The sequence below is a fragment of the Alkalicoccobacillus plakortidis genome, assembly GCF_023703085.1.
Taxonomy (GTDB): domain Bacteria; phylum Bacillota; class Bacilli; order Bacillales; family Bacillaceae_D; genus Alkalicoccobacillus; species Alkalicoccobacillus plakortidis.
Map to the genome: position 1 here is coordinate 265143 of NZ_JAMQJY010000002.1, position 19754 is coordinate 284896.

General features: G+C 39.3%; 21 protein-coding genes and 1 pseudogene. 9 read left to right on the plus strand and 13 right to left on the minus strand.

The annotated features are described in order from the left end of the window. Positions 1-25: 25 nt before the first annotated feature. A complete protein-coding gene (locus tag NDM98_RS15865) occupies positions 26-397 on the minus strand; it encodes a cupredoxin domain-containing protein (protein ID WP_251609784.1) in 372 nt (123 codons plus the stop codon). A gap of 194 nt (positions 398-591) precedes the next feature. On the opposite strand from NDM98_RS15865, the gene NDM98_RS15870 reads away from it, so the two are divergent. The 3 genes from NDM98_RS15870 to NDM98_RS15880 all read left to right on the plus strand — a co-directional run bounded on the left by NDM98_RS15870 (position 592) and on the right by NDM98_RS15880 (position 3078). After that, the gene (locus tag NDM98_RS15870) at positions 592-1062 is read left to right on the plus strand and encodes an undecaprenyl phosphate translocase family protein (RefSeq protein WP_251609786.1); all 471 of its coding nucleotides are present in this window, start codon (positions 592-594) and stop codon (positions 1060-1062) included. Beyond that, positions 1055-1399: an undecaprenyl phosphate translocase family protein gene (locus tag NDM98_RS15875; RefSeq protein WP_251609789.1), complete on the plus strand. Its 345-nt coding sequence runs from the start codon at positions 1055-1057 to the stop codon at positions 1397-1399. Before NDM98_RS15870 ends, NDM98_RS15875 begins: the two co-directional genes overlap by 8 nt. Positions 1400-1737: 338 nt before the next feature. After that, positions 1738-3078 carry a hemolysin family protein gene (locus tag NDM98_RS15880; RefSeq protein WP_251609791.1) on the plus strand — a complete coding sequence of 447 codons (1341 nt, stop codon included), beginning with the start codon at positions 1738-1740 and terminating at the stop codon, positions 3076-3078. Positions 3079-3115: 37 nt separating this feature from the next. On the opposite strand, the gene NDM98_RS15885 is transcribed toward NDM98_RS15880, so the two are convergent. Continuing rightward, positions 3116-3760, minus strand: coding sequence for a histidine phosphatase family protein (locus NDM98_RS15885; protein WP_251609793.1), 645 nt, complete (start codon positions 3758-3760; stop codon positions 3116-3118). Beyond that, positions 3757-3960, minus strand: a complete 204-nt coding sequence (locus NDM98_RS15890; protein ID WP_251609795.1) for an SE1561 family protein — start codon at positions 3958-3960, stop codon at positions 3757-3759. The genes NDM98_RS15885 and NDM98_RS15890 overlap by 4 nt, the downstream gene beginning before the upstream one ends. 180 nt (positions 3961-4140) lie before the next feature. Between NDM98_RS15890 and yfkAB the strand changes: the two genes are divergently transcribed. Continuing rightward, positions 4141-5262 carry a radical SAM/CxCxxxxC motif protein YfkAB gene (gene yfkAB, locus NDM98_RS15895; protein WP_251609797.1) on the plus strand — a complete coding sequence of 374 codons (1122 nt, stop codon included), beginning with the start codon at positions 4141-4143 and terminating at the stop codon, positions 5260-5262. Positions 5263-5270: 8 nt separating this feature from the next. Here yfkAB and NDM98_RS15900 read toward each other — a convergent pair whose 3' ends face one another. After that, on the minus strand, positions 5271-6062 hold the full coding sequence (locus NDM98_RS15900) for a YfkD famly protein (protein WP_251609799.1): 792 nt from the start codon (positions 6060-6062) through the stop codon (positions 5271-5273). 101 nt (positions 6063-6163) lie between these two features. On the opposite strand from NDM98_RS15900, the gene NDM98_RS15905 reads away from it, so the two are divergent. Beyond that, positions 6164-7336, plus strand: coding sequence for an MFS transporter (locus NDM98_RS15905; RefSeq protein WP_251609801.1), 1173 nt, complete (start codon positions 6164-6166; stop codon positions 7334-7336). 304 nt (positions 7337-7640) lie between these two features. On the opposite strand, the gene NDM98_RS15910 is transcribed toward NDM98_RS15905, so the two are convergent. Then, positions 7641-8009: a hypothetical protein gene (locus NDM98_RS15910; RefSeq protein ID WP_251609803.1), complete on the minus strand. Its 369-nt coding sequence runs from the start codon at positions 8007-8009 to the stop codon at positions 7641-7643. A gap of 122 nt (positions 8010-8131) precedes the next feature. Beyond that, positions 8132-8278, minus strand: coding sequence for a hypothetical protein (locus tag NDM98_RS15915; RefSeq protein WP_251609805.1), 147 nt, complete (start codon positions 8276-8278; stop codon positions 8132-8134). 251 nt (positions 8279-8529) lie between these two features. Between NDM98_RS15915 and NDM98_RS15920 the strand changes: the two genes are divergently transcribed. The 3 genes from NDM98_RS15920 (at position 8530) to NDM98_RS15930 (ending at position 11233) form a co-directional block, all read left to right on the plus strand. Then, positions 8530-8685: an FbpB family small basic protein gene (locus NDM98_RS15920; protein WP_251609813.1), complete on the plus strand. Its 156-nt coding sequence runs from the start codon at positions 8530-8532 to the stop codon at positions 8683-8685. A gap of 147 nt (positions 8686-8832) precedes the next feature. Further along, positions 8833-10185 (plus strand): cytochrome ubiquinol oxidase subunit I, encoded by a 1353-nt coding sequence (locus tag NDM98_RS15925; protein ID WP_251609815.1) that lies wholly within the window; start codon positions 8833-8835, stop codon positions 10183-10185. A 16-nt stretch (positions 10186-10201) separates the two neighbouring features. Continuing rightward, a complete protein-coding gene (locus NDM98_RS15930) occupies positions 10202-11233 on the plus strand; it encodes a cytochrome d ubiquinol oxidase subunit II (RefSeq protein WP_251609824.1) in 1032 nt (343 codons plus the stop codon). Between the two features lie 40 nt (positions 11234-11273). On the opposite strand, the gene NDM98_RS15935 is transcribed toward NDM98_RS15930, so the two are convergent. Continuing rightward, a complete protein-coding gene (locus tag NDM98_RS15935; RefSeq protein ID WP_251609826.1) occupies positions 11274-12245 on the minus strand; it encodes a bile acid:sodium symporter family protein in 972 nt (323 codons plus the stop codon). 104 nt (positions 12246-12349) lie between these two features. On the opposite strand from NDM98_RS15935, the gene NDM98_RS15940 reads away from it, so the two are divergent. After that, positions 12350-12685: a hypothetical protein gene (locus NDM98_RS15940; RefSeq protein WP_251609828.1), complete on the plus strand. Its 336-nt coding sequence runs from the start codon at positions 12350-12352 to the stop codon at positions 12683-12685. On the opposite strand, the gene NDM98_RS15945 is transcribed toward NDM98_RS15940, so the two are convergent. The 6 genes and pseudogenes from NDM98_RS15945 to NDM98_RS15970 all read right to left on the minus strand — a co-directional run bounded on the left by NDM98_RS15945 (position 12668) and on the right by NDM98_RS15970 (position 19638). After that, complete coding sequence (locus NDM98_RS15945) at positions 12668-14443, minus strand: M3 family oligoendopeptidase (RefSeq protein WP_251609830.1); 1776 nt, start codon at positions 14441-14443, stop codon at positions 12668-12670. The genes NDM98_RS15940 and NDM98_RS15945 overlap by 18 nt on opposite strands. A gap of 75 nt (positions 14444-14518) precedes the next feature. Further along, positions 14519-15051 (minus strand): annotated as a pseudogene (locus NDM98_RS15950) (chromate transporter). Positions 15052-15063: 12 nt separating this feature from the next. Next, positions 15064-15630 (minus strand): chromate transporter, encoded by a 567-nt coding sequence (locus NDM98_RS15955; RefSeq protein WP_251609832.1) that lies wholly within the window; start codon positions 15628-15630, stop codon positions 15064-15066. Positions 15631-15750: 120 nt separating this feature from the next. Further along, the gene (locus NDM98_RS15960) at positions 15751-16605 is read right to left on the minus strand and encodes an amidohydrolase family protein (RefSeq protein ID WP_251609834.1); all 855 of its coding nucleotides are present in this window, start codon (positions 16603-16605) and stop codon (positions 15751-15753) included. Then, positions 16592-17572 (minus strand): hypothetical protein, encoded by a 981-nt coding sequence (locus NDM98_RS15965; RefSeq protein ID WP_251609836.1) that lies wholly within the window; start codon positions 17570-17572, stop codon positions 16592-16594. The genes NDM98_RS15960 and NDM98_RS15965 overlap by 14 nt, the downstream gene beginning before the upstream one ends. A 17-nt stretch (positions 17573-17589) precedes the next feature. Continuing rightward, the gene (locus tag NDM98_RS15970) at positions 17590-19638 is read right to left on the minus strand and encodes a GNAT family N-acetyltransferase (protein ID WP_251609838.1); all 2049 of its coding nucleotides are present in this window, start codon (positions 19636-19638) and stop codon (positions 17590-17592) included. Positions 19639-19754 lie beyond the last annotated feature (116 nt).

Sequence of the window (19754 nt, forward strand, 5' to 3'; positions counted from 1 at the left end):
CCCACAAAATGGATCGGTTCGTGTTCTACTCTACAATTAAGGTTGTAACCATTTCAGCATGCCCTGCTCCACACGGGATCGTACAACGGATCGTGTATTCACCTGGTTCCAAATTGGTATTAACAGAACCCTCACCATTGATAGCAACATCCGTACCATCAACTTCAATTCCATGATGACCTTCAACATTCTCAAGTGAGATGTTTATGTCTCCTGCTGGAACGGTATATGATTCCTGATCAAAGTCCCAATTAGTTGCTTTCAGAACAACTTGTTCACCAATCACTTCTACTGGTTCACTTTCATTTGCTTCGTCATTACCAGCTGCTCCACATGCTGTGATGGCAACAAGAAGAAAGAGGGCAACTAATATAAAAAGCATTTGCTTTAATTTCATACAAAGATTCCTCCAAACTTGTCCATTTTCCCCTTAACAGTATACGCCCAAATACTCTCATCGTATATCCTATTTCAATATTTTTTTTGACTGTTTCGTTAACAATCGTCATACTGTAGTGTCTTGCCCTTTTATTTATTGTATGTTTTGATTAGAAAGGGCATATGAATTGCAAATGATGGAGGTATAAATCGTTGATTGAATATAAAAATATATTTAGAGGAATTGCCATGGGCATAACTGATCTTGTACCTGGCATAAGTGGAAGTACAATATTAATGGTGCTTGGTGTATATGAGCGTTTTATTGCTGCATTACATGGATTAACAACAAAGGATTGGAAAAAAAGCCTTGGATTTTTGATCCCACTTGCTATTGGTGTGGGTAGTGCTCTACTTATATTTAGTAAGATCATAAAATGGCTTCTACTAAATCATCAACCTGTCACCATGTTTTTATTCTTAGGTTTGATTATAGGTATTGTACCCCTTTTAATTAAAGAAGCTGATGTCAGAAACTCATTTAAACCCATTCATTATATCTTATTAGTTGTTGCGTTTATTTTAATCGCTTTAACTTCATTGATACCGAATGAAACAGGTCTTATGACCAATCTAAGTGCTTGGAGATTATATTCTTTTATTTGTTTCAGGATGGTTGGCTAGTGCGGCCTTAATTCTCCCTGGTATTAGTGGTTCATTAGTTTTTCTTTTATTAGGAGTTTATGCGACGGTAACTACTGCAATCGCAAATATCCAGATTCCGATCATTTTAGTTGTAGGTTCAGGAATTGCTGTTGGTATGCTTCTTACAAGTAAGCTTGTACGTTATTTGTTTGCAAACTTCACGATTTATACATACGCAGTGATGATTGGTCTTGTAGCGGGTTCTGTTATTGTTGTCTATTCAGAAATCGAGCCAGGTGGATCATTAATTGGCTGTGGAATCACCTTTATTGCAGGACTAGTCATCGCTTATTTGTTAGGTAGTATTCGAAAGTAAACTAAATTATCTTATAGGCAGTGGACAATTTTGTCTACTGTTTTTTTATATTAAGTATACGTAAACGTTGACGGCATGATTGACTTAAAATAAAATATATATACATTAACTAGGTAAAGGGGTGATTCGATGGGGCAGTGAATAGAAAATACAAACTTGCGGCACGACTTAATGTAGTAGAGCAATTCAAGAAACTAGCTTTTGCCACACAGTTTCTGTTTCAAACACAGCGCAACCGAGTCACATTTAGCCTTAACAGGACGATCTATACTTATTTTTAACGATATTTAATTTTCTTTACAAAATAGGAGGTGACCCCTCTATTATAGAGGGATCTTTTGGACAATATATACTTAAATTTGTTTTTTGTGGCTTTATTAGTTGCTCTCACTGCTTTTTTTGTGGCTTCAGAGTTTGCGATTGTCAAAATCAGGAGTACAAAGATTGACCAACTTGTACAGGAGGGTCATAAGAGTGCGGTTCTAGCGAAAAAAGTAACCACGAACCTTGATGAGTATTTATCTGCGTGTCAGCTTGGGATAACCATAACGGCACTAGGTATCGGTCGATTAGGTGAACCAACGTTTGAGGTGATGCTACACCCAATTATTGAGACATTACCCATTAACAGTAGCACACTCATCACAACGGTAAGTATTGTTGTATCCTTTGCGATCATGACATTTTTGCATGTTGTAGTAGGTGAACTTGCTCCAAAAACGTTGGCTATTCAAAAAGCAGAAAGAATTACGCTTCTGGTTTCAAGACCATTGCGTGCATTCTATCTACTTATGTACCCACTTATCTGGTTCTTAAATGGCGCTGCTAGACTTTTGACTCGTTCTGTTGGTTTAAAATCAATGTCTGAGCATGATGTGACTCATTCAGAAGAAGAGTTACGCTTAATTCTTTCAGACAGCTACAAAGGTGGAGAAATTAATCAGTCTGAATTCAAATATGTAAGTAAAATATTTGATTTTGATAACCGCGTGGCAAAAGAGATTATGGTTCCTCGAACAGAAATTTCTGCTATCTCGGTAGATGATCCTATTAGTAAAAACCTTGAATTTATGCGAAAAGAACGATTTACTCGTTTTCCTGTTGTAAATGGGGACAAAGATAATATTCTTGGTGTGATTAACGTTAGAGAAGTTCTGACTGATATCGTCTCACCAGATGTTACAAAAGATGTTGTCTTAAATGACTATATTCGCCCCGTTATATCAGTTATTGAATCAATTCCAGTAAATGATTTACTTGTAGAAATGCAGAAACAACAAATTCACATGGCGATCCTTTTTGACGAATATGGTGGGACGGTTGGTCTTATCACAGCAGAAGATATCATTGAAGAAATAGTCGGAGAAATTAATGATGAGTTTGATGTCGAAGAAGATCCACAAGTACGGAAGATCAATGATGATCACTATATTATTGATGGAAAAACATTGATTAGCGATGTAAACAAGCTATTAAATGTCGAACTCGACGAAACCGATGTAGATACAATTGCTGGTTGGTTGCTCACTGAAAAGTATGATATTGAAGTGAATGAAGCCATGAACTACGCGAATTTCACCTTCACAGTGAGAGAATTTGATAGTCATCAAATTAAACAAGTTGAGATCATCAAAATGGAAAAAGATCAGCAGCTAGCCCAACAGCTTGCTTCTACGTAAGTAAAAAGGAAAGTGCCATTACCGGCACTTTCCTTTTTTATAAGACACCTTTTTTAGCGTGCTGCTCTGCCTCTAAAGAATCCAAGTGAGCCGTTCGATTTGTATAATGTAAATATGGTAAATCAGCATCATTTGGCCATTCTAAAAGTGTGACACTCGTGTTGCCTATCACAAATGGACGATGGAAGTCAGACCATTTGTCGCCTACTAAAATATACATTAACAAAATGCTGATAAAACCTCCGTGAGAAACAATTGCTACAGATTCATTCATATGCTCTTGCTTCAGTTCTTGCAATACAAGACGACAGCGTTCTGTTAGTTCTTCTTTTGTTTCCGTCCCCTCGATACCTGATGTTATAATCGACTTTTTAACTGTAATAGGATATTTTTCTTTAATTTCATCTCTTGTTAAGCCTTGCAAAGGTCCTAAGTAAACCTCACGTATTTTATCCCATGTCTGAACAGAACGTTTTGTGGTTTCACCAATCTTCTTTGCTGTATCATACGCTCTAGTAAGATCACTACTATAGATGTAGTCTAGTTTCATTTCTTTACAGTACGCACTAATGAGGTCGACTTGTTTTGTGCCAAGTTCAGATAACGGAAAATCCATTGCTCCTTGTATTTTCCCTTGAAGATTGCCCATCGATTCTCCATGCCTAATTAAATAAAGTTTCAATTTCCCTCTCCTTCTCGTTCCCATTCCTTCTTAAATTGGACCGCCTTTATTTCTATTTGATTTATCATTTGTAAAAATCGCTCCAAATCGGCAGGCTCAGCTGTTTCTGAATCCATCGAATCAAGTGAAGTGATCAATAATTGAAGTCTATTTTTTAAGTAAGACAAATGTTGCTCTTTATCGTGAATGGCTCCACCCACTGTTCTTCACTCCTTTTCCTTGATACTCTCTTTATCTAGTTACTTCTAAGAAGCTTAACAGAATCATACACATAGCTCAAATCAATTAGAGATCTTTTAACTTCCTTTTAATTGCGTTATGATATAACATGATATCTTGTTACAAGCCGTATTCTAAAGGCTAATAAAGGAGACTTCTTAGTGTTAAAGACCTCAAATCTACCAATTACCCCTGAAAATGATCCATGGGAAGCTTATTTAGATATAAAAGAATTTGGCCACTTGGCCTTAACGAATGTTGAATTCACGACTACAACTCTCTGTAACATGCGTTGTGAGCATTGTGCAGTCGGCTATACATTAAGTCACAAAGATCCTGATCCATTGCCATTAGATCTATTTATTAAACGCCTAGATGAACTACCCAACTTACGTGCACTTAGTATCACAGGTGGGGAACCAATGTTATCGGCTAAGTCTGTAAAGGAGTATGTTGTTCCTCTATTACAATACGCTCATAGCCGTGGTATACGTACACAAATTAATTCTAATCTAACAATGAAGTTAGAGCGTTATGAGGCTATTCTTCCATACCTTGACGTTCTGCATATCTCTCATAATTATGGTAGTGTTGAAGATTTTACAGAGATTGGTTTTGCAATGATGGAGAAGAAACCAAGCCTAAAACAACGTGAGGCTTATTTCTATCGTATGGTTGAGAATGCACGCGAGCTTACTCGTCGTGGAGTCCTTGTTTCAGCAGAGACAATGATTAATAAGCGTACGATTCCTCACCTAAAAGAAATCCATGAACAAATTGTGGAAATGGGCTGTCAAAGGCACGAGGTGCACCCTATGTACCCTGCAGATTTCGCAAGCGCCCTAGAAGCAGCATCACTTAAAGACATTCGCAAAGGGATACACACATTGCTCGACTCAAGAAATCCCGATGTTTGGATGCTTTTTGGTACCCTACCTTTTTATCCATGTAGTGATAATTCTGAAGACCTTGCACTACAAGAGAAGCTGTTTCAAGCAAAAAACGTCACGGTTCGTAATGATCCGGACGGTCGATCAAGATTAAATATTAACATTTTTGATGGTTCCATTATTGTGACAGACTTTGGTGACACACCTGAGCTAGGAAATGTCCAGGATACACCACTACAGCAGGCATATGACACGTGGATGCGCTCTGATATTGGTCGCTCTGTACAATGTCATTGTCCCGCTGTTCAATGCCTTGGACCAAATATATTAGTGAAAGATGCGTATTATCCAGAGGTGGATTTCTTAAAACGCAGTTCAAATTTATCCTTGTAACTCAAGAGTTAATTTTTAGCCATGTATGTGAACGAAAGGTAATCCTGCACAGGAATCCAAGCACCAATGCCTTGCTGGGTAATGTTCTTCACTTCAAGTCTTTTTTTACCACCTTTAACAACCACATATACTTCGCCATAGGTTACGTTTCCTTTCTCGTGAATGGCTGGAACGTAGCTATGCAAATAACCGACCTGCTGTGTGGATACATTGTAGGTCTGATTTTTGCGTGTGCCTTGTCCGATCACCGTATCAAATGATAAAGGCAAACCGGTGGTCTCGCCAGCATGAATCATCATCATTTTGCGAACTGCCTCTGCGTTTGGAATAGCAGCCGTTAACCCTCCTGTTACCTTTTTCTGCTGATCTTGTGAATAGGTCATTTGTGCAGGAGATTGCGCACCGCGGTTGTCTAGATAATTTGTGTTGACCTTTTGATATTGCCAGTTCACCTCTGTACCAGCTGTTTCATATGCGAGTGGCCATTCACCAAGATAAACAGAAACCCTCAGCCCGATCCCAAGCAGCGGGTTGCCTATGTGAGATTCATTTAATAAACGAATGAGGTCAGGGTTTGTGATTTTTTCATCCGTTGAATTAAGAAATTCTTGTGCCAACTCACTGGGGTGTAAATAAGGCAAATCCTGTGTCCCATTTGAATACGTATTTTCTTTTGAAATAGACAGTGCTGAATCAGGAATTTTGTATGGATTTTCTGCCTTATCTTCAGCATTGGCATATGGTTGAAAAGTGAGAATTAATGCTGTCATCAATAAAGTCATGAATACACGTCGTTTCATTCAATCTCTACCTCCTGTTTTTTATGGAGATAGTTTATACCAAGTGTCAAAAAAATATGTAATCCTGCTCGTTCTTACTGTTTTTGTGGAGGTTCAAGGAAATGAAAGAAAATCGTCCCGGCTATCGCTTTACCATGCTTATTGTGATGGTAGCCATTGCTGGTTTTGCTCAAGGTATGTTATTGCCCTTATTATCCATAATGCTTGAAGAAGCCGGAGTTTCCTCTTCATTAAATGGGTTAAACGCTACCGCCTTATATATTGGCGTTCTGCTTGCTTCCCCATTTATTGAACGGCCTGTTCGTACTTTTGGTTACAAACCTGTTATTACAATAGGGTTGATTGTGATGACCATTAGCTTGTTACTTCTGCCCTTGTGGACCTTCTTTTGGTTCTGGTTTGTGGTACGTATGGTCATTGGCATTGCTGATAATATGGTTCACTTTGCCACTCAGGTATGGATTACTTCTACAAGTACGGCTCGTAATCGTGGTCGTAATATTTCGATCTATGGTCTTGCATTTGGACTTGGTTTTGGATCTGGTCCATTAATGATTAATTTACTTATGATTGCTGAATGGCTACCCTTTGTTATCTCTGCAGCCTTAACTTTTATAACATGGATATTCGTTTCTAGACTCGTGAATGAATTTCCCTCGGAAGAATTGGATACACGTGGACCAAAAACAACGTGGGGAAGATATCGTTCTGTTGTTAAATTAGCTTGGTTTTCATTGCTACCTGGTTTCGCTTATGGATATTTAGAAGCATCTCTTCATGGTAATTATCCAGTGTACGCCTTACGGTCAGGTTTAAGTATTGATCAGGTCTCGCTGCTTCTGCCAGCGTTTGTTGTTGGCGGTTTGATCACTCAGATTCCATTAGGCTTAGCTAGTGATAAATTTGGCCGGAAAATCATTTTGCTTTCCATTGCCTCCTTAGGAAGTGTCTGTTTTTTTCTAATGATTGCTGTTGAGCATTCACCTTCAATCTTGTTCATCTTATTTATAGCAGGTGGAGGCTGTGTGGGCTCGCTTTATTCGTTGGGTGTGGCGTATATGGCTGATTTGGTCCCTACTCACCTTTTGCCTACAGCAAATGTGATGATGGCTGTTAGCTTTGGACTCGGTAGTATAACTGGACCTTTAATTGGTGGTTGGTCTATCGAATTATTTGAACATGGAAGCATCTATTATTCAATTGGAGGAATGCTGATTTTACTTGTAGGAGCAGGGTTTCTTTTCCGCCATCAACATGAAGCACAAACAATATAAAAGCAAAAAAAACGGCAGCGATTAGCTGCCGTTTTTGTTCCTGTTCACGAAAAAAGAGGATTTATTCAAATAACAATTTGGGGTCGAATCGATTATTGTCCTTCACAGGGACACCTCACTTCTCCATTGTTTGTTAAAAACAATTTTGAAATTCATCATCACTGTACATTCGTATCACCTCATAAGAAGTATACTAACAAAACGCTTCTATCCTATTGCTTGTTGAACATCAACTTAATCGAGTCAGGACCCGGAAGCAGATAAACTGCGTTCCGTAAACCTAGTATGTGCGTGTTTTTATTGCTTATTCGTCATTTTGATGATTTTTTAAGTATTTTACTTCTATCGCAGCTTCCTTTGCCGATTCAATGGCTTCCTTAGAGCTGATTCGAATATGATTCGCCGTATCAGATAGCTTTCTAAAATCAGCTGATAAATCAGATATAATGGTTGAAACTTCAGTAGCTGTTTCCTTTACTTGATCGATGATATCCTCTCGATTGTCACGAATAAAAACAAAGGTATCCGTTGTAGCTTCTTTAAGATTTTTAGCTTCCTGACAAACCTGATCACGCCACTTTTTCTTGGATAAGATGGTCGCAACTCCAATAACCGCTACCCCACCAATAATGAGTGACGTACATACTCCAGATGAACATGATTTTTTCTTCAACTATGATTCCTCCTTTGAACCTTGATTGTTCTAATCATATCAATAACGAGCCACAAAATAAAAGGCAAGTCCCTTTTAACCATAAAAAAAGCAACCACTCTACTCAGCAGTTGCTTTTACGATTAATTATATGCCTCTACAAGTAACTCATCCGTTTCCAATAATTCAAATTCATTATGAGGTTTCTTTTTTAATTCCTTTAATTCTGTTCTCATCTGTTCAATTTGTTTCTCCATTAATTCGATACGTTTCTTCTCTGACATTGTCATTTGATCTCCCCCATATCTCATCTGACTGAACAGTCGCTCAGATTAACCTTTTAAAAAAAGTCCGTTCCCATTAGTTATTAGAATCATAGTAACAATTTTCGCGCAATTTGTAAAGCCTCTTTCATTCTTTTATATTCGCCTTTTTTCGACTTTGTGTGTTAATTTTAAAAATTGTCATAATTTTATGTTTGAAAGATAATCTAACGTGCTATACTGTAGCTATATCCTAAACTAATGGTAAGGTGATACCTATGAGAAAACAATTTGTGCGATTTGAAGATCTTATGGATCAAAATCGATCAGAACTATTAAATGATGAGGACGCGCTTGACCGCCTCGACGATCGTTTGGATGCAAGAAATGCAGAGAAAGAACTGCGCAAACTAAAAAAAGCTGAACAGAACTAACGAACCTGCTTTTAACATGCTTTGAGCCCTCTAGCTCAGAGCATGTTTTTTTATGCTGCCATTCTTCAAAAAACTTCCTTTGCATGTGCATATTTCCCCTTCTTTTACACAAGGTAGAACTAACTACGCTTGAGAGGGTTGAAGTCATTGGATAGTGTACTACTGTCAAGAATGCTTTTTGGGTCATCAATGGCCTTCCATATTATATTCGCTACATTAACGGTTGGTATCACCTTAATGATCTTACTTGCAGAAATTATGAGGTTAATTAAGAAGGACGATGATTATGCGTTACTCGCCAAACGTTGGACTAAAGGTGCGGCTGTTCTTCTTGGTGTTGCAATCCCCTCTGGAACAATCGTTGCGGTTATGCTTTCACTTCTCTGGCCACATTTTATGGCAATTGTTGGTGAAGTAATTGCTTTGCCTTTTCAAATTGAGATCTTTGCCTTTTTCTTAGAGGCGTTGTTTCTTTCAATCTATGTGTACGCCGCTGACCGCTTAGGACCAGTTACACGATTGATTGCTGTCTTTTTTGTTGCTTTTGGGGCTTCAGCCTCTGCTATTCTTATCACAAATGCACACGCTTGGATGAACACACCTCGTGGATTTGATCTAGTTGACGGTCAGGTTGTAAATGTTGACCCTCTTGCTGCGATTAAAGCTCCAAGTTTTTTAGTAACAGCAAACCATGTGGTAGGCACTGCATTTATGACTGGTGCATTTGTTCTTGTAGCAGTTGCTGCGTATAAATTGTTACATAATCAGCTGTCAAAAAGAGAAATCACTTATCACCGAAAGGGATTATTATTGTCTTTAATCGTTGCTTTCATCATGTCTTCATATACAGCTTTGTCTGGTCATGAAACAGCTGTCATGTTATATGAGGAATTACCTATCAAACTTGCCGCATCTGAAGGTTTATTTAATACAACCGACAACGCAGCTCTCACTGTATTTGGCACGCCAAGTATTGAAGCAGAAGGTGTAATTGGCGGAATCGAAATACCCGGCATGCTGAGTTGGATTGCGACAGGCTCTACTGACGGAGTGATCCAGGGTTTAAATGAATTTCCACAGGATGAATGGCCACCATTGTTTATCCACACACTCTTTAACGTAATGGTAGCGATTGGCTTCACCTTACTTGGCTTAGCGGCTCTTGGCCTGGTAATTTGGTTCCTTCGTCGAAAACAAGAAGGTGTGATTTTTCCAAAATGGTTGCTTGTTGCCTTTGTTGCCTGTGGCCCACTTGCGGTTATCGGTATTGAAACAGGCTGGATTTACAGTTGTACAGGTAGACAGCCTTGGACAATCTACGGTATCCAACGAACTGTAGATGCTGCAACGAACTCAGGTAATTTAGGCATTTTATTCTTCTTGTTTTCTGTCCTTTACATTTTTCTGTTAGTACTCACTGCTTTAGTGATGTACTTCTATTTCAAACGAAACCCAGTATCAGATGAATTTCATTCTTCATCTGAACAGCTAAATAGCTAAAAAAGGAGCGACTAAAATGGACTCCATGTATATTGCCCTTCTCATCATCTGGGCGTTTCTGTTTATTTATTCCATTGCTGGCTCAATCGATTTCGGAGCCGGATTTTGGGCTATGTATTATCAAAACAGGACTGACACCGAATCATCTAGCATTGCAAATCGTTACCTTTCTCCTTCTTGGGAAGTCACAAATGTATTTCTTGTTTTGTTAGTTGTCGCTTTTGTAGGATTTTTCCCTGGAGGAGCCTCCTCTCTTGGAACTCTAATGATTGTACCTTTTTGTCTTGTGTTGATCCTGCTTACCATACGAAGTGCCTTTATGGTGTATTCACATAGTGTGCAACGATACACGCGGTTATTTACAATTTTCTCTGGAGTAACTGGTCTGTTAATTCCTGCACTATTAATCACCATTCTACCTGCTGCAATTGGCGGTTATGTAATGGATGATGGTGTAAACCAATACATTCTAGTTGATCGATTATTCTCAAGCTCGACCTTTTACACGCATATTGGGTTTGGACTTGCAACTGAATTGTTTCTGTCCTCGCTATTATTAAGCGACTATGCGCGTGAGGCCAATTCGATGGAAACCTATCATACGTATAGAAGAAACGCGATGACTCTCGGACCCATCACCTTGGCGTTTGCAGCAGCGGCAATCTACACACTTATTCCTCACGCCCCATGGATGTTTGAGAACATTACCGAAAGTTGGCGTTTAGCTCTACTTGGTTTCTCCTTACTTGCCTTCTTAATTGGTTATAGTGCACTCTGGTGGCCTGCCAAAACGAAGAGAAAAATTGGACAACCGCGTTATGCCGTCGTTTTTATTATTATTCAATTTGGACTCGCAAGCTTTGCCTACAGCTCTGCTCAGCTTCCGTACTTGCTCTATCCAGATGTAACCGTCCAAGAAGCCTTTACAAACGAAACAATGTTTAGACTCCTACTCATTGGATACGCATGTGGCATGGCTGTATTAATACCAGTGTTTATTTGGTTTTGGAGATTGTTTATGAAAGATAAGAGGTATTTGTTAAAGTAAAAGAAAAGAAGCTCCCATCTCAAATGGGAAGCTTCTTTTTTTATTCTGCTCGTATTGATGGCTCCATGTTTGGAAGGTCTTTTCTCATTCTTTTTGATACAATTTTTCCAAATAAAGCAGCTAAAATTTGCTGAAATAAAGTCCCCATAATAACCGGAAGTGTCACAGCAGGAGGAAAGTATACAACGGCGATCGCTGCTCCAACACCAATATTTCTCATTCCACAATTAAACATGATACTGATTGAGGTTTCAGATGAAAAGCGTAACCATTTTGAAGCTACTAAAGCACTAAGATAGCCTAGGATAGCAAGGGTAAGGACAACAAAAAAGATACTAACAACCTTTGAATTAATTGACGTTAAATACGGTGCTGCAACCGATCCATTTAACATAATCACGGTTAAAAGACTCACCTTCGCAAAAGGCGCCAAACCTTTGCTCATCTTAATGATCTTACCTTTTCTAAGGGAATTCACAAAGATTCCTAACGCTGATGGAAGAATAACCATCATAATTAAACCACTCATTACTCCCCACGTATCTAGTGAAATCCGTCCGCCGATAAATAGTGTAAGCGTAAGCGGGACAATAAAAGGCGAAATGATCGTATTAATTAAAATAATAGCAAGCGTTAAAGAACGACTACCTTGATAAATCGCTACCCACATAAGTGTCACCACACCTGTCGGGATAGCAAAGGCAAGCAGTATGCCAGTAGTGGTCTCAATATCCCCTGGAAAAATAAGATGCCCAATTCCAAACGCTACAAGCGGCATAAACACCTGTAAAATAATTAAACTCACGATAATCGGAATCGGATAATGAACAACATTTCGAACATCCTTAGGACTAATCGCCACACTGCTAGCAAAAGTAATAAAAGCAAATATAAATGGAACCAAAAAAACATAACTTGCAAAAAACGTACTTAACAATACACCCGTCGCAACCGCAATAGGCGTCAAAAATGGCAGCGCCCGCTCAAGCGAACGATTTAGCGTTTCTAACATGGTATCTCTCCTACCATCGATTCTCTTTTATCTTAGTTTATCATACGAGGGAAGCAAGCTGGGAACCTGCGGCGGAGGTGTTGCTGGGTCTAGATGGGGAGCGTATGGCGATTTTCGCGCAATGGCGCTGGTTGGCGCGCATTTTTTGGATTTCCGCGCACGGGACCGTCGTTTCCGCGCATTTTTCACATTTCCGCGCACCGACCATCGGTTTCCGTGCATTTTTCACATTTCCGCGCACCAACCACCGGTTTCCGCGCATTCTCCACTTTCCCGCGCACCGACCACCAGTTTCCGCGCATTTTCCACTTTCCCGCGCACCGACCATCGGTTTCCGCGCATTTTTCACATTCCCGCGCACCTGCCCAAATCCCCCTCATCACAAACAAAAGAAACGCAGCAAATACTGCGTTTCTCTCCTTTTATACCTCTTCACTTAATCGGATAAATTCTTCTACATCCTTCAGTACTACGTCAATGGCTTGTTGCCAGAAGTCTGAGTCAGTAAGGTCTGCTTGAAGGTGTTTCTGCGCCAGATCTTCAACTGTCATGCTAGCAGTGTCTTCAAGCAATGAGATGTAAGCTTGCTCAAAAGATCCTCCGACGTCAGTTGCTTGTTTGTAGATGCCCAAGCTGAATAGGTACCCAAATGTATAAGGGAAGTTATAAAATGGCACATGTGTAATATGGAAATGAAGCTTTGAAGCCCAGAAGCTTGGTGAATACTCAGAGAGCTGATTCCCGTAGGCTTCTCGTTGTGCTTCTTCCATTAGTGCGTTTAATTCTTCAGCTGATAAACTTTTCTTTTTACGAGCTTCATAGAATCGTGTTTCAAATAAGAAACGAGCGTGAATGTTCATAAAGAATGCTAGAGCACGAGAAATTTTGTTCTCTAGTAAAGAAAGCTTTAATTGTTTATCCTCTGCTTCTGCCACTAATGCGTCTGCAACAATCGTTTCAGCAAAAGTAGATGCTGTTTCTGCCACGTTCATTGCATATTGACGAGCAAAAGGCTGTTTTTCTTTTAGACAATAACTATGGTAGGCATGTCCTAATTCGTGCGCAAGTGTCGCAACATTAGCCATTGACCCATCATAAGTCATAAAGATTCGTGATTGCTTTTTCAAAGGAAAACCTGTGCAGAATCCTCCTGGTCTTTTACCTGGACGATCTTCTGCTTCTATCCAACCATCACGCAAAGCTCCTTCTGTAAAATCAGCAAGTTCAGGGCTAAATGTACGGAAGTGCTTAATGATTAAATCACATGCTTCTTGATAGCTGATTTTTTTATCATTTTCAACTGGAAGCGGTGCTGTTACGTCGTGGAAGGAAAGTGTATCAACACCAAGTAGCTCAGCTTTTTTAGACATAAATGTATAAAATGCTGGCTTGTTTGCTGTAATCGTATCCCACATAGCATTCAGCGTTTTTTCTTGCATACGGTTATAAGAAAGTGGTTCTTTTAATACGTTTTCCCAGCCTCTTGCTTCATATAATTTTAGGCGGAAGCCAGCAAGATGGTTAATCGTTTGTGAGAATACATCCGATTCCTTTTGCCATGCAGCTTCATTTGCTTTGAATGCTTTTTCACGAACAGAGCGATCACTGCTATTCATTCGATTTTGAAGCTGACCAGCAGACAACTGTTTTGTCTCACCGTCTTCTTCAAATGGAATTTCTAGTCTTCCTACCGCTTGATTGTAGAAATTCCCCCATGCGTGGTAGCCATCAATCGCCAGACCTGCTGCGAGCTTTTCTTCTGCTGGAGAGAGCTTATCTTTTGCCTTTTGGCGTTTTTCTTCAAGGTTAAATGTTACTTCATTCAGTTCAGTACGTTCAGTTATCTCTTTAAAAGCAGCTTCATCTAGTTCGGCTAGCTTTTGTTCTAAACCTGCTAATAAATTTTGCTGCTGAGCACTAATCTCTAGTAGCTGTCCCTGCAACAGTAAGGATTGTTTATCCTTCACATTTTGTGCTGTTAGACAACTAACAAAACCACCTGCATGTTGATTTCTTAGTCCAACCTCTTGAATACGTACGAGGCCATTAACTAGCTCGTCCTGAGTCAGTTCACCATCAAGTTCAGTTTCTAAATGGCTAAGCTGTGTTTTTGTTTCTTCAAGAAATGCTTGAAATTCTGCTGAATCACTTCCACCTTCAAAAAATGTTTCTAGGTCCCAATTTTCTGGATAATGCATATGTATCTCCTCCTAAGTATTTCGGATTGCGTAATACTTAGTTTATCAAATTTTTCAGAAGATAGCATCTTTTAATTATCCGAGAAAAATAGCGCCATAGAGAAGTGAGCCTAAAATGACAAACGTTGGATGGACTTTAAACTTTTCTAATAGCAACAAACTAGCTACGATTAAAATGATAGTCTGAATCGCTCCAAGCTCCATCCCAAGAAGTTGCAAAGAAATCATAAGCAAGTAAACCAAGTAGAATCGCAATCGTTGGTTTAATCAACTTTGTAAGTAATTTGATCTTAGGTGAATCCTTAAATTTCAATAAAATTTTCAACAGAATAATCATTAAAAATACGGTTGGTGCTACCGTTGCAAATAACGCAATGGCTGCCCCAGGAATTCCAGCAACCTCATAGCCAATTTGACCAGCAAGCTTTGTTGCTATTGGACCTGGAAGAGCGTTTGCTAACGCCACTAGTTCACCAAAATCCTGTGTAGTCATCCAAGCCATACCGGTTAACAACCTCGTTTTGAATAAGTGGAATAGATGGAGGTCCTCCTCCGTACCCAACAATTCCAGGAATAAAAAATGCAATAAATAATTGAATTAAAACCATTAGGTCCTCCTCCTAGCCCGTTTGCTGTTCTTTTTCTTTCTTAGTTGGTTTAAATAGTGCATAGGCAATTAAAACAACAATAATAATAGCAGGATGAATCCCCAAAAACTGCATGCCTATTAAACTAACAACTGCCAAAACAATCGTCCCAATCCAACCAAGACTTTTCCCCGACTGTTTTGTAAATGTATACGTCATAACAAGAAGCATCACACCAACTACAGGTGTAACAGCCTGTGTCATTCCTTGTACGATTGGTGACTCACTGAATGATGTTAGAATGCTTATTAGAACAATAAGCATAACAACGGTTGGGATGATCGTAGCTAACAAGGCATTTAGCATACCTACCCATCCTCCAAGTCGATAGCCAATATAACCAGACATTTTTGTTGCTATTGGTCCTGGAAGAGTATTCCCAATCGCTAGAATATCAGCAAACTCTTCATCGTCCATCCACTTGTAACGCTTCACAACTTCATCGTGTACAAGAGGGATCGTAGATGGTCCCCCACCGTAGCCAAGCAATGTTGATCTAAAAAACGCAATAAAAAGATCCTTCTGTAGCTTCCAATTCATAAACCTTCCTCCTACCTATCAAACATAATCCTCTCTAATACTAATCGAATTATGAGCATCTGACAAACAAAAAAACGTTTCTTCCTAACAAAAGGTAAGAAACGTTCTAAATTCAATTACTTAAAGAAATTTATTGATTTTCGGGAAGACTCTAGTTGCGGTGTGATAAAAAAAGTCCTCATGAAATGATTCTGGGATCATATCTGCAAGCCATTCCATATATGGTTTCACTTGCACAAGTGGCCAATCGGTGCCAAACAGTAAGCGATCATAGCTGTCGCAATAAACTAACGCTTGGCGTAAGTGATCAAAATAACGATTGTCTCGATCAAAGTGTCTACCAACTCTTTCACCAGTTCCCACAATGAGTCCAGAAAGGTCTGCAAAGACATTCCGATTTTTATAGATCAATTCAGCAGCTGTTAAGCACCACGGGTCCCCAAAGTGCGCCATCATAAAGCGAACATCTCGATGCTCAACTGCTACTTCGTCAATGGACAAAGGATGAGAATACTTTAACAACCCTTTCTCAGCATATGTATCTCCCGTGTGATAAACAACAGGAATATCATATTGCTTAGCAAGCCTATATACAGGTTGATACACTTCATCATAAGCATAATAAGGGTAGTAACCGAGATATATTTTTATACCCACAACCCAATCCTTTTGCAGCTCTTCTTCTAATTCAACTAGCGATTTTTCTGTAAAAAGAAACGGATTGATGCCAATACAACACATAATCTGTTTCGGCCTCGTTTCTAGATCAAGACCCATTAAAGCTTGTGCGGACCGATCTGGAAACTCACCTGGAGAGGTCTCCACCACTCCCATTCCAATACCTAATACAACATTGGCATCCTTGTATTCCTTTAATAATCCCTCAGCGTTGTAAGAAATATCGGCTAAGTCTTTTGCCGTGTCCTTAAAAGATTGGATATTTGAAAAATGCAGGTGCGCATCAATGACTTTCATGATTACCCTCCATGAATCTAAGTTGTTTCAGCCACTCCCATCCAGATGTAGAGTGAAGTTCATCCGTAACACAATAGTAAGTAGGATTGGAACGAACCGATGCTGTATCTGGTGTAGCTGTATGTGTTTGACTCGTTTCATAAACCAACGCTTCTGCATTTGAGTAAATATCTGCGTCACCATTTGTCGGAATAATTGTTAGACCTTCAGTAGCCTTCTCATCCCATACTCGTAATATAGGACTTAACTGACTTCCCGATAATTCAATGCCTTCCTGCCCGGAAAATTTCCATTGCGTGTCTGATTCGTACGGAAAATACTTCAACAAAGCATTTTGTTTATCCAAAAACGAAACCGATCTAAATTCATCTGCTGTAAGCAATTGATTTGGATGACTAATTTCATAATAAGTCGCTACAATTGGACTTTGTGGTAACGTTAAATAAAACTGTCTAAGTTTCATTCCCATCCAATCCGGATGGTCGATGAAGTCTATATCAAGTTGAATACCTTTCCATTTATGGCCCCATTGATCTAATTGAGTAACAAATGAAGCGCTACGTGTTTGTTTTAATAAGGTATAGAGGTTGACGTTACCAGGTAGCGTATGAACGCCTCCACCCCATGGGTTCCACCAGGACTTCGGACCAGGCTTTGGAAACGAATGATCAAGCCACTCCTTTGTGTGTGTTGTAAGTGAATACATAGATGGGAAATATTCTGGTGCTACTTTAAAGGTTAACATACCATTTTTAAGTGTCCAAACCTTCTGTCCTTGCTCGTGATTGATTTCTTTTTGGATTTCTGATTGTTGCATCGGTATTGCTTTAACTGAGTACGTAGACTTACCCGCATCAGTTAAAATGGTTGTCTCTAGATTTGTGATCGTATTAGTAGATAGTTTTTGCTTAAAAGCTTGGCTCGATATGCCTTCAAGGTTCACCTTTTCTTCCAATTGATCATTCACTTTCACTTTTCCAGTTGTCACCTGCTTTGATGATGGCTTAGCTCAATCTCAATCTCATGACCAGGCGTAAAGAAGCCATGGTGTTTTGAAAAACTTAGATCAATTAGTTTACGAGTTGGCTGTTGTTTTAGATCCTGCTGAAATACTTGCCAATTAGCATACACATCTATATCAATCTTTAGCGGTTCAAACTCGTGCGTTACTCCAGGTTCTACTTCTTCTGCCTGCTGCTCCAATACTGCCTGCAAGCTAGGTGTATACAGGTTCGCGTTCTTTGGCCACTGCACGCCAAATGTATGGGAATCACCTTCAATAAAAAGCCATGGCTCACTTAATTGGTTGAGTGGCAATAACTCGAGTCCAACCGATTCATCAGCTTCAAGAATAGTCCCTTCTATTGGAAAGATCACTTTTTCTTCATTTAAATAAAATAACTGTCCCGTATCCAATTTGGTTAGAGCTGATTCGCCAGTATTCGTTACGTTTAAGGCAGCGGTTAACTGTCCATCATTTGACCAAGTTATGACTCGAGTAATTCTGCAATGTGGTTTTTCGAGTTGGTAGTTTAGCTTAAGGGTAACACCTTCTATATGTCGTTCCCACGTATAGCTGTCCCATGTTTTCTTCGCTAGATAATGCGAGGATGGTTTGCCAATAATGGGATGCAGAAAAACAAGCGGAATTCGCTCTGAGGTAAGGGCATTCTCAAGGACTGCCTGATGGTCTTCCTTACTCCACTTCATTACATTTTCCCCATGATAAAGCAAGAGATGAGTAGCCGATTCCATCACAAACGACTTATTTCTAGCCGGAATGGCCATACTAAGCTGTTCTTTATAGCTTGAATCTAGCCATTCGAGTGTCGACGTTATAGATACGTCCACCTTCATCTCACCAGTATTCAGCACAGTAAAAGGTATAGTCAAAACCTGTTTTTCCAATGACTTAAGCTCTAATACAAAAGGTTGATCTATTCCGTTCACCTTTATTTGAACAATTTGACGCTCCTCTAGTTGATTTTCCACTCGTACATAATACTCTGCTCGCTCACCTGAATGAAGCTGCTTTTTCTGCAACAAAAACGGCTCTAATTTTACTGGCTTTTTGATGGCTGTTCCAAGCTCTAACACGACTTCTTCTCCATCAATTTCGAGCTCCAACGTCAATTTCGGGTGCGTTTTCCACTTTGATTGTTCAAGTTCAGGCGCTTTAACAATAGAAAAAGGAATGGTAAATGTTTTAGTACCTTTCACTTTTTCATTTATAATAAAGGTGCTTTCAATATAAGGATGGTCAACAATTGTTCCTTTTACCCTTATTGAACCCTGTTGTTTCGTTTGAATATGTAAAGTGCCTTCATAATTACCTGATAACAATAGTTTATGGGTAGGTAAGGTAAAATCAACTTCATAACGCTCCGTTGAAAAGCCAGAAATCCCTCGGCCACTTTGTTCAATTTTAGCTTGAACCTCACCATTTTCGGTATCAAATTGATACGTATAATACGTGAATCCATTATTCTTTTCTCCGTCTGGTTTAATTTCAATTTCTCTTTTTAATGTCTCATACCAGTTAGAAGAATCGATATAATGACTTAACACAGGATGCGTAATTAATTTTGGAATAAAGTTTAATAAGTGTACACGATCATCCCGTTCTTCCCAAAAGAAGCCACAACGTTTGTATAACGGAACCGCTTTTGTATTACCTGGCCATGTATACAAATCAAGGCGCGGCCAGCCTAATTCTGTTGTACGCTTTAATGCCTCGAGTACTAATTTTTTACCTATACCCTTACCGTGATGGTCTGGATGAACATTTAATAATGGAATATAAAGGGCTCCTTCATCCCCTTTGTATTCAGAAAAACCACAATATCCAATAACGCTATCTCCATCAAAAGCAAGAAGGGTGAGGATATTTCCATTGGTTGCTTCGGCTGTGCGACGCTCTTCCTCTGTTTCAACTTCTTGATCGCCTCCCCAGCCTTCACGGCTTTCGTTCCACATTTTTGCGACTGCGGCTGCTAGATCTTCTTTGTATTCAATGATTTCGTATGTTAACACTGTGGAGATCATCCCCTTCTATCTATATCTAGTATAATTGTATGAATATTTCCTCCATTTGTAAATATCAAGAAACAAAAAAGCCTTCCTTTTTAAGGAAAGCTTCAAAGATACAG

Coding starts and splice junctions, on each gene's coding strand:
- NDM98_RS15865 (WP_251609784.1), bottom strand. CDS start 397: ATGAAATTAAAGCAAATGCTTTTTATATTAGTTGCCCTCTTTCTTCTT.
- NDM98_RS15900 (WP_251609799.1), bottom strand. CDS start 6,062: ATGAAACGACGTGTATTCATGACTTTATTGATGACAGCATTAATTCTC.
- NDM98_RS15905 (WP_251609801.1), top strand. CDS start 6,164: ATGAAAGAAAATCGTCCCGGCTATCGCTTTACCATGCTTATTGTGATG.
- NDM98_RS15915 (WP_251609805.1), bottom strand. CDS start 8,278: ATGACAATGTCAGAGAAGAAACGTATCGAATTAATGGAGAAACAAATT.
- NDM98_RS15920 (WP_251609813.1), top strand. CDS start 8,530: ATGAGAAAACAATTTGTGCGATTTGAAGATCTTATGGATCAAAATCGA.
- NDM98_RS15930 (WP_251609824.1), top strand. CDS start 10,202: ATGGACTCCATGTATATTGCCCTTCTCATCATCTGGGCGTTTCTGTTT.
- NDM98_RS15935 (WP_251609826.1), bottom strand. CDS start 12,245: ATGTTAGAAACGCTAAATCGTTCGCTTGAGCGGGCGCTGCCATTTTTG.
- NDM98_RS15940 (WP_251609828.1), top strand. CDS start 12,350: ATGGCGATTTTCGCGCAATGGCGCTGGTTGGCGCGCATTTTTTGGATT.
- NDM98_RS15945 (WP_251609830.1), bottom strand. CDS start 14,443: ATGCATTATCCAGAAAATTGGGACCTAGAAACATTTTTTGAAGGTGGA.
- NDM98_RS15955 (WP_251609832.1), bottom strand. CDS start 15,630: ATGAATTGGAAGCTACAGAAGGATCTTTTTATTGCGTTTTTTAGATCA.
- NDM98_RS15960 (WP_251609834.1), bottom strand. CDS start 16,605: ATGAAAGTCATTGATGCGCACCTGCATTTTTCAAATATCCAATCTTTT.